Source organism: Clostridia bacterium, assembly GCA_017438525.1.
In the GTDB taxonomy this organism is placed as follows: domain Bacteria; phylum Bacillota; class Clostridia; order Oscillospirales; family RGIG8002; genus RGIG8002.
In genome coordinates, this window is the sequence record JAFRVI010000082.1 from 18,457 (window position 1) to 28,611 (window position 10,155).

Annotated in this window: 4 protein-coding genes; all 4 read right to left on the reverse strand. The window is 58.5% G+C overall.

Annotation, left to right across the window (positions count from 1 at the left end; all coding sequences use genetic code 11):
* Positions 1-146 precede the first annotated feature (146 nt).
* Positions 147-1,229 carry a UDP-N-acetylglucosamine 2-epimerase (non-hydrolyzing) gene (wecB, locus tag IJL83_07800; protein ID MBQ6553499.1) on the reverse strand — a complete coding sequence of 361 codons (1,083 nt, stop codon included), beginning with the start codon at positions 1,227-1,229 and terminating at the stop codon, positions 147-149.
* A 90-nt stretch (positions 1,230-1,319) separates the two neighbouring features.
* Entirely contained in the window at positions 1,320-2,942 is a 1,623-nt protein-coding gene (locus IJL83_07805) for an InlB B-repeat-containing protein (protein ID MBQ6553500.1), read from the reverse strand.
* Between the two features lie 16 nt (positions 2,943-2,958).
* Positions 2,959-6,963 carry an InlB B-repeat-containing protein gene (locus tag IJL83_07810; protein MBQ6553501.1) on the reverse strand — a complete coding sequence of 1,335 codons (4,005 nt, stop codon included), beginning with the start codon at positions 6,961-6,963 and terminating at the stop codon, positions 2,959-2,961.
* A gap of 602 nt (positions 6,964-7,565) precedes the next feature.
* On the reverse strand, positions 7,566-10,155 hold a 2,590-nt coding region (locus IJL83_07815), incomplete at its 5' end, for a hypothetical protein (protein MBQ6553502.1).

Consider the following 10,155-nt stretch of genomic DNA (forward strand, 5'->3'; position numbering starts at 1 on the left):
CGATAATAAGACAGCTCCCCTTGCACAGGGGAGCCTCGGTTGCGCCAACTCCGTCGGCGGTGATATTATCGCTGACGCGATAGTGGTATTATGCTTCGCATAGTGATATTGCCGCTTCGCGGCAGCGGTAAGCCGACTCCGTCGGCTTACGAAAACAGTACGTCGGCTATTCGTGAGGCGGCGTTGCCGTCGCCGTAGGGATTCGCCGCGGACGCCATACGCGCGTACTCGGCTTCGTCGTCGAGCAGGCGGCGGAACTCCGCGTAGACGGCGGTTTCGTCCGTGCCGACGAGCTTCAGCGCGCCGGTGGCGACGCCCTCGGGGCGTTCGGTCGTGTGGCGCAGGACGAGCACCGGCTTATTCAGCGCGGGCGCGTCCTCCTGTATGCCGCCACTGTCGGTCAGCGCCAGGCAGCAGCGCGCGAGCATATTGTGGAAATCGAGCACGCCGAGCGGCTCGGTGAGCTTGATGCGGTCGCATCCCTCAAGCGCCTTCGCGGCCTCGCGCACGTTCGGGTTGAGGTGAACGGGATAGACGAGCTTGACGTCCGGCGTCTCCTCGACGGCGCGGCGCACGGCGGAAAAGATATTCGCGAATGGCTCGCCGAAGTTCTCGCGGCGGTGCGCGGTCATCAGCACGAGGCGGCTCCCCCGCGCCCAGTCGAGCAGCGGGTGCGCGTAGTCCTCGCGGACGGTCGTTTTCAGCGCGTCGATCTCGGTGTTGCCGGTGACAAAGACGCGCTCCGCGGGCACGCCCTCGCGCAGGAGGTTCTCCTTCGCCGTTTCGGTCGGCGCGAAGTTATAGTCCGCGACTATCGTCACGGCGCGGCGGTTGAACTCCTCCGGGTAAGGCGAGAAGATATCGCCGGTGCGAAGGCCCGCCTCGACGTGGCCGACCTTTATGCGCTTGTAGTAGCATGAGAGCGCGGCGGCGAAGGTCGTCGTGGTATCGCCGTGGACGAGCACGACGTCCGGTTTCTCCGCGTCGAGCACTCGGTCCATGCCGGAAAGCACCTCGCGATTTATATCGAACAGCGACTGGCCAGGACGCATCACTTCAAGATTCACGTCCGGCTCAACGCCGAAGGCGTTCATCACGTCGGCGAGCATTTCTTTATGCTGCCCGGTCAGGCAGACGCAAACGTCACATCCCCTGCGGCGCAATTCGATTATAACGGGGCACATTTTGATCGCTTCCGGCCGCGTGCCGAATGCGGTTAGCACCTTCATATGCTTCCTCCCCCTGTCGCATCAAGCGGTGATAAAAACTACACAAGGGCGGACGAAACCGTCCGCCCTTGCGAATGTGTGTGGTTGGAATCAAGCGACCCAAACAGCGTAAAGGACTATGGTAGAGTCGCCGATGGTCACGCTGTCGCAGTCGTTATAAGCGACAGCGCCGCCGGAAGTAAGCGACCAGCCGCCGAAGGTATAACCTTCTTTGGTGTATTCGCAGGCGGGAAGCTTAACGACTTGACCCTTGCTGAGATTCTTGATCGGGTTCATAAGTCCGTAACCGCCGCCGGTGCTGAACAGAATCGCCTTCGGCTTGGGATCGGGATCGACCGGAGGATCTTCAGGGCCGGAGTCGTCCGTCCAGATCGCGTAGAGGATAACCGTCTTCGCGCCGATGGTGAACTCGGCCTCGTCAGCGTATTCGACTTCGCCGTCAGCCGAGGTGGACCAGCCGGCGAACGCCTTGCCTTCGCAAACGTAGGCGACCTTGTCAAGGTTGATGGTCTCGTTGACGTTCAGCTTGTGAGGAGTCATAAGACCGGTGCCGCCGTTGGGGCTGTAGATAACGGCGATATTGTTCTGCTTCCAGACCGCATAGAGCTTGAGGCCGGAATCGGTAAGCGTGACCTCTTCGCCGTCGGCGTAGACGACTTCGCCTTCAGCGGAGGTCGCCCAACCCTGGAACTTGAAGCCGGCGCGGTTGAACTCGTTGGCGTTCAGCGCGGTAGCAACGCCGATTTCGACTTCCTGATCGGCCATCTCGCCTTCACCGCCGTTGGCGTCGAAGGTGACGACGTATTTATCGACGTCGGCCCAGATGGCGTAGAGCGGAAGCTCCGCTTCGTCACCGGTGAGGGTTATCGGCTCGGTGCCGTCGTAGACGACGGGGCCGTCGGGGCTGGTGCCCCAGCCGACGAATTTGCTGTCCGGCTTGGTGAATTCGGGAGCCGGAAGCTCGGTGGGTTCGCCGGCGTTGATAACGACGGGATCCATCTCACCTTCGCCGCCGTTGGGATTGAAGGTAACGGTGGTAGTGAGCTGCTCCCAGAGGGCAAATATCTCATCGCCGTACTGAGTCATGAGCAGATCGCTGCCGATGGCTTCGCCGTCTTCGGTCTCGGACCAGCCGGCGAACTTGTAATACTCTCTGGTTACGTACTCACCGTCGCCGAGCTCTTCAAGAATGCTGAAGCCCAGCTTGACCTGCAGCTCGTCTTCGCCCGTCAGCGTGCCGCCGTTGGGGTTGAGCTTGAGCGCGGTGGTAATGTAGGCGTACACCCAGTCGTTCTCGTCGCCTCTGTTGGTGACCTGAACGCCGAGGACGCATTTGCCGTTAAGCTTGAGAGGGGTGAGCGAAAGCTCTTTGGCAAGCGCTTCGCCGGACAGAATGTCGGAAGCGTAGAAGCCCTTTGAGGTAACCGGAGCGTTCTGCTTGCCGTTCGTGGGGTCGGAGATGTCATTGACGTTCTGGTAGACGTAGAACATGACGTATTCTTCGTCGCCGATGTTCTGCGCCTTCGCGTTGACGGCAATGGTTCCGACCTCGGCGCCTTCAGCGTAGGTGTAGACCGCGCTGAGCTCCGAAACAGACTCGGAGGTCGGCACGGTGTCGGCCGCGGCGAAAACCACCGCGCCGAAAAGCACCGACAGGGCTATGCACGCCGAGAGGAAGAACGAGGCAAGTCTTTTGCCTGTTTTCATTTTCATTGCGTACCTCCTCGAATTAAGCAACCTGGATGCCGGATTCGATGTCGATCCAGTTCAGAGAACCGGTGAGATCAACCTCGTCATAGACGATATACATATCGACGTACTCAAAGGTGTTGGAGTTGAGGATCAGCGAAACGTCGGCTTTGACTTCGCCGTTCTCAACGTAGACCGGGACGTAGAACAGAACGGTGGAACCGTCCTTCAGCTGGGCGGCGGCGATGACGTAAACGTCACGGTCCTGATACTCGGCGTCGTTCTTGACGACCTCGATCTTGACTTCCTTGAAGCCGATGCCGTAGGCGGAATCGGTCACGGTGTGTTCGCCGAAGGTGTAGTCGGCGAGCGGGTTCTGCTCATAGACGGCAAAGTATTCGGCGTCCGCAGTGATATTGGTGAAGTCGGTAACGGCTTCGCCGGTGCCCTCGGCGTTATCAAACCAACCGAGGAACTTGTAAGTGTAGCGTCCGGTATCTTCGGGAGCGGTAACGCTGCCGCCCTCTTCAACTCTGTTAACAACGCTGACAGCGTCGTCGCCGTGGAAGTAGTTGAACTTCACGGTGTAGAGGACGGGCTCCTGCGTGCCGGCGACGTTGACGTTGATATAAACGTCGGACTTGATGTTGTTGACGGTGTAAAGACCGGAAGCGTCGGGAGTGAGCTTCTCGCCGTTAGCGGTGACGACGGCGTTCTCGCCGTCGACGCCGTCAGCGTACTCGACCGTGAAGGCGTAGCTGCCGTCGTACTTGACGGTGGTGTCATAGCCGTCGGCGGTCTTCACTTCGTAATCGACGGAGGTCGGAAGCGTGACGGTGTAGGTCTTCTCGGTCCAGGTGGCAGTCAGCTCGATATCTGCGGTGACTTCAGCGGAGAAGTCATACGCGGCACCGTTCAGCTGCCAGCCGGCGAAGTCATATCCTTCCTTCTCGGGAGCGGCGGGCTCGACGGCCTTGCCGCCCTTGATGACAGTCTGCGAAGCAACTTCGCTGCCGCCGTCGGAGTTGAAGGAAACCGTGCAGCTCGCGAATTCGTAGACTGCGAACAGGTCGATGTCGCCGGTCAGCGCGGTCTCGAAGTCGTACTCAGCGGCGCCGAGGTACCAGCCGATGAAGGCGTGACCGTCGGGCAGGTCGTCGGCGGCGTTGTCTTTGCCCCAGACGGCCTTCTCGCCGTACTCGACGTCTTCGCTCTTGACAACGGCGAGCTCGCCGTCGACGTAAGCGTAGTAGTTAACGGTGTTGACTATCTTCGTGAGGTAGTAGTCGACGAAGACGTCGCCGTCGGGAACGATGAAGAGTATCGCAAGGTCGTTCAGACGGATGAAATCGAGCGGCTCGCCGAACGCGCCGTCCATGGCGGTGACGTAGAGCTCGGAAACTTCATAACCCTCGGGAACGGTGCTGAGGGAGATCCAGTTGTCGCCGGGTCTGACGTTCCACTCGGCAGTCAGATCGTCGAGAACCTCGGTCTCGTTGACGATGTATCTCTCGGTGACGGTGTAGGCGTTTCTGCGCCACACGACCGTGACGTCAACGTCGGCTTCGGGCTGAATGAAGGTGAGCGTCGTATCGCCGACAAGAGCGGCGTCTATAAATTCATGGAAAGGAGCAATTTCCGCAACGATGTAATACTCAGCGATCATGTAGTCCGCGCCCGGAGCTTCGAGCGTGATGGAGGTTTCGGAACCCGCGGGGTTGTTGTTGATCTCGCGGCTGCTGATGAGGAGGCCGCTCTCGTCGACGTTGGAAACCGTTACGTTGAACATATTGGCCTTCCACTCGATGTTGACGATGACGTCGTCCTCGGGCATTTCAAAGGAGTAGACGTTTTCGCCGACGGTGACGAGATCGTACGCGACGGTTTCGTCAGCGGCGCTGACGGCGGTGATCTCATTGATGATGTACCCGGCCTCGTATCCGGCAGGAGCGGTCGCGATGATAATCGCGGTGGTACCGGCGTCGCTGGGGGCGACTTCGGTATCGATTATCTGACCGTTGACGATGTCGTTGATCGTGACGTTGAAGGTGATCTTCTTGAGGATCACGGTAACGTCAACGTCCGCCTCGGGCATCGTGAAGTAGTAGGCGCCGGCGAGGTTGCTGACGTTCAGGACTTCGACGAAGAGGCCGTTCACGGCGGTGGTGGCGATAACGTCTTCAACAGCGTAGCCGTCGGGAACGTCGATCGCGAAGATGTGCTTGTCGCCGACCATAACGCCGGCGTCGGTCCACTCGGCGACAACGTCGGTTCCGTCATAGGACGTATAGTTCACGTCGAAGAGCACGGACTTGTAAAGGATGACGACGTCGACCTCGGCGGCAGGCATCTCGAAGGAATAGGAGCCGTTGCCCATATCGGCAACAGGGATTATCTCGGCAAAGGTACCGTTGATGTTGGACATCGCAAAGACGTCGTCAACGGCGTAGCCGGCGGGAGCGTTCGCGGCAAACACGAAAGTCGAGCCCGCGGCAATATCGCTTACGGTCCACTCGTCGTCAAGATCGGCTTCCTTGTAGGAAACGAAGTTGATGTCGAACAGAGTCGCGGTGTAGACGATCGTCAGCGTGACGTTGCCTTCCGGCATATCGAAATAGTACGCGCCGGCGATGGAATCGAGCGGGAACACTTCGACAAACGCGTCTCCGGTCTCATAAGTACCGAAAATCTCGCTGACCGCATAGCCCTGAGGCGCTTCGACGGTGAAGAGCACTTTCTCACCGACGTTGGCGGAGGTGGGTCCGACATAGTAGGCAGTGTCATCATCGGTGCCGTCCTCGAAAATGTTCACCGCGGAAATGGTAAACTGCGACTTGGCGTAGACCAGGCAGATCGTGACTTCGCCCGCGGGCATATCGAAGTAGTACGCGCCGGCGATGGAGTCAATCGGGAACACTTCGACAAACGCGGTTCCGGCGGTCATCACGCCGTAGATCTCCTTGAGGGTATAGCCGTCGGGATTCTCGACAGTGAAGAATACTCTCTCTCCGACAATGGCGGTATCGGCGCCGTCATAATAAACGGTGTCGTCATCGTTGCCGTCCTCGAAGAGGTTCGCGGAGGCAATGCCGTATTCGGTGTTGCTGTAGATCAGGTGGACGGTGACCAGAGCGTCGGGCATTACAAAGCTGTACGCGCCGGCGATCTCCTCAAGCTCAACGACCTCGACGAAGTCCTGTCCGGCTCCGGCGGTAACGAATACTTCGGGCACGCTGTAGCCGTTGATCTCGGCGCCGTAGAAGACTACGGTCTCACCGGGGTCGGCGGTGACGGGTCCGACGTAATAGGTCTCCGGATCGGGGCTCTCAACTCCGTCAAACAGCGCGACGGGAGTGATGTCGTGCCTGTTGGCGGTGTAAACGACATTGATGGTTATCGGCTGATCGGGCATCGTCAGTCTGTAGCTGTTCGCGCCGATGGTCTCGATCGGAAGATCGAGCAGGGTCGCGAAGGACGTGCCGGCGTAACCGAGAACGTAGATGGTGTCGACAGCGTATCCCGCCTTGGGATCGACGTTGAAGACAACGTCGTCGCCCGCGGCTATCTCATCGTCGATGATGACCTGATAGTCGGCGTCGTCGCTGTGTCCGCCGTCATAAATGTGGTTGACAACGGCGCTGTTAAGTATGCAGCGGTAGATGACGTTCATCTCGAGGTCGTAGTCAGGCATCGTGATGTGATAAACGCCCTGAACGGGATTATCATACTGGAGGTCTTCTATAAACAGGGAGAAATCTGCTCCGCTGGGGGTCGTAAAGAAGACGTCCTCGATGATGTAGCCATGCGGCGCGATGATCGTCACGAGAGGAGTCTCTCCCTCCTCGTAAGAACCGTAAAGCTCATCATACGAGTTGGCGGCGTTGTAGCCGTCGCTGAAAATGTGGTTGATGGTTATACCGTGCTGCCCAGCGGCGCTCGCGGTGAGCGCAACAGGTGAAATCACCATGGTGCTGAGCAGGAGCATAACAACTAAGCATGAAGACAGTATTGAAGTCAATACTTTTTTGGTGTTAGAGTTCTTCAATGTTAGTGCTCCTTTCCGTTAGTTGTTGTGTAATCAAAACCCGACATTGTGCATGACGTCGGCGAATGCGCCTCTATCATGCCGAAAGCAGGTAAGATAACCGAAGTTTGCGCGAAAGATGCTTTCATTCTGTCACTCCTCTTTGTGATCGAAAAGACCGATCAAATGAATCGACGGCGTCTCTCTCGTAGACGGGTAAATAAGCAGTCTACCCCGTTGCGCCCGTCGAACGCGGGGGCGTTACGCTTGTCCGGTCGGAAGAATCCGCGCGCTTTTTCACAGTACGCAAAGCGAGCGCTTCGGGACGCTTTCCCACCCGGAAACACTATCACCCGTATATATACGATTGTATTATAGCAATCAGATACCGTTTTTGTCAAGGGTTTTGTGAAAAAAGCGCAAAAAAATATAATGGAAATGTGATAACGAAACCGCATTCGCAGATAAACGCTTTCTACATATAATTATATGGCGCACCGCCGCCTTCCCTGCCCGAAAACGCAAAAACGCGGAGCCGTCCTAAGACGACTCCGCGTTCAGCGGTACTATTTACATATTACCCGTGCGGTCGGCTCGCGCCTCCCGCTTGTCGCGGCGCAAACTCAGAGCTTGACGCCGGTGACGGTGAGGATACCCTCGGAATCGACGGTGCCTTCATAGTTGACGGGCTTGCCGTCGATGAAGAACCACGCGCTGACGGTCTGGCCGGCGCGGGATGTTCCGACGTAGGAGGTGACCGTCAGGTCGCCGTCGTAAACGTCGTCGATCTCTTCGCCGTTGACGGTGAAGCTGAAGTTCTTGAAGAGGACCAGCTTCGACAGGCCGGAGTTGTCCTTGCCGGAGGCACGGAGCAGAGCCAGATACGCGGGATCCTTGTAGGTGATGTCGGTCACGTGCATCTCGGTGTTCAGCATGAACTCGCCGGTAACAACGAGGTCGGTGTTGGTGTCGTTATCCTCGAGGGAGGCGGGCTCATACGGAGCGGGATTGATGGTCAGGACGACTCTCGCTTCGATGATCTCGTAGAGATCGATGAAGTTGGCGTCCGGAGTGAAGACCACGTCAAACGCGCTGCCGGTCTGGCTGGAGAGCGGCTGAGCGTCCGGAGTTACCCAGGACCACGTGCCGGTCACGATGCCGGTGTCCGCGCCGGAGAGGACGGAGTCGCCAACGGTCTGCGGATACTGGATCGCGGAAGCGGTGGGCAGCGTGTAGCCCTTGATGATGCCCTTGCCGATGGTTCCGGTAGGATCGGAGGCGACGGTGTCGCCCGCGTTCTCGGAAACGAGGACCGCGTAGACGAAGGAGCCGATGTCAGCGGCGGCGATCGTGTAGGTCTCGCCGGTGCCGACGGTTTCGCCCGCTTCGTTGCGCCACTCGATGGCGTAGGTTCCGAGATACTCCGGAACATCAGCGACCGTGGCGGTCAGGACTTCGGTGTATCTCTCGGTGCCGCTGAGCGTTACGGTAGCGGTTCCGAAGGAGCCCTTCTCGGTGGTGACGTCAATCGCGACGGAAACGTCGGAAGCGATGTGATCGTCGGTCTCGGCGATGTAGGCGCTGACAGCGTAGGCCTTGTTCGGGAGCAGTCCTTCAAAGACGTTGCTGTCCTGCCACTCGCCGTCGTTCAGCTTATACTTGGCGCCGGCAATCTCGGTAACGGTGATGGAGGTATCGGTCTTCGCGGTGGCCGCGATGACAGGGGCCTCGGGCTTGTCGATGATCCTCTGGAGGACCTTCGCGGCGGCGTCGATGACCGCCTGAGTCGCGTCGAGGTTGTAATAAGCTTCAACGCCGGCGGCGATTTCGGTCGCCCACAGGGTCGCGTCGATCGCCTTGACGGCGTCGATGTTCGCCTTCAGAGCGGAACGGTCGACGGCGTCGAACTTATCGGTGACGGCCAGGACGGCGGCGGTCATTTCGAGGACCTCGTCCTGATCTTCGGAGGTATCGGCAACCGCCTGAGCGTCGGCGATCAGATCAACGTACCTGCTGTCGAAGTCGTAGTTTGTGAGCTTCGTGACAGCCGCGTTGAGAGCGTTGACGTCGGCCTGAGTCGGAGCAACGAGCTCCTTGTAGCCGCGGACGTCGGAGATGGCAATCGTGGTGCCTTCTTCGGCGCCGTACGCCTCAACGATGAAGACGAGAACCTGCTCGAGCTCGGCCTGCGAGAACGCGGGGCACCAGAAGGCCTTCTCGAAGTAGCTGAACGGGATATTGATATATCCGTCGGCTCCGACGTATTCGGGCTTGATCTGCATCGCGTACATCTCGCGGACGAAGTCGTCGCAGTTGGAGAGACCGATGAGGATTCTCTCAACGGGCTTATTCGCCTCGAGCTTGAAGCGGATACCTTCCGCCTTGGAAAGGCCCTTGACGTTGGCAGACATGAACGGATAGTCACGGCCGGCGTCAACACTCTTCTTATCGGTGTTGAGTGTGCCGCTGCGGTCCATGTTCTTCCAGCCCATCGCCTTGCCGGTGAAGTCGGCGGTCGCGGTCATAACGAACGCACCGTCAGCATCTATCGCAAAGGTGGTGTTTCTGGAGAAGTCGCCGGCGTTCCAGGCGTTGTTGATGTTGAGGCCTTCGCCGATGGAGTCGCAGAGCTTGCCGCTGTTAGCGGTAACAACAAGGTTGACGTCCTCGGTGGTCCAGCCCTTGAAGAAGTCTTCGGTTACGGTCTTGACGGGATACGCCTTGAGCAGAGCCAGAGCGGCGTCGCGCTCGGCAGCGGTCTTGGCAACGCGGATAGCGTCGCTGTAAGCGGCGAAGCTGTCGGCGGTGTAGTTATACTGCCAGGACGGAAGCGCACTGTCGTCGAACTCGCGGGCAATGTAGCCGTGGAGATCGGAGATGGTGAGCTTCGTGCCGTTTTCAGCGCCGTAAGCTTCAACGATGAATACTATGGCCTGATCGAGTTCTTCCTGAGCGAACTTGTTGGACCAGAAAGCCTTCTCAAAGTAGCTGAACGGAATGTTTATATAGCCGTCCGCTGCAACGTATTCGGGCTTGATCTTCATCGCATACATCTCTCTGTGGCCGCCGGTAGCAAACACAGAGGGCTTAGCGCAGTTGGAAAGACCGATAAGGATTCTTTCAACGGGCTTATTCGCTTCGAGCTTGAAGCGGATACCTTCCGCCTTGGAAAGTCCGGCAACGTTGAGCGCCGGGAAAGCACCGTCTTCAACG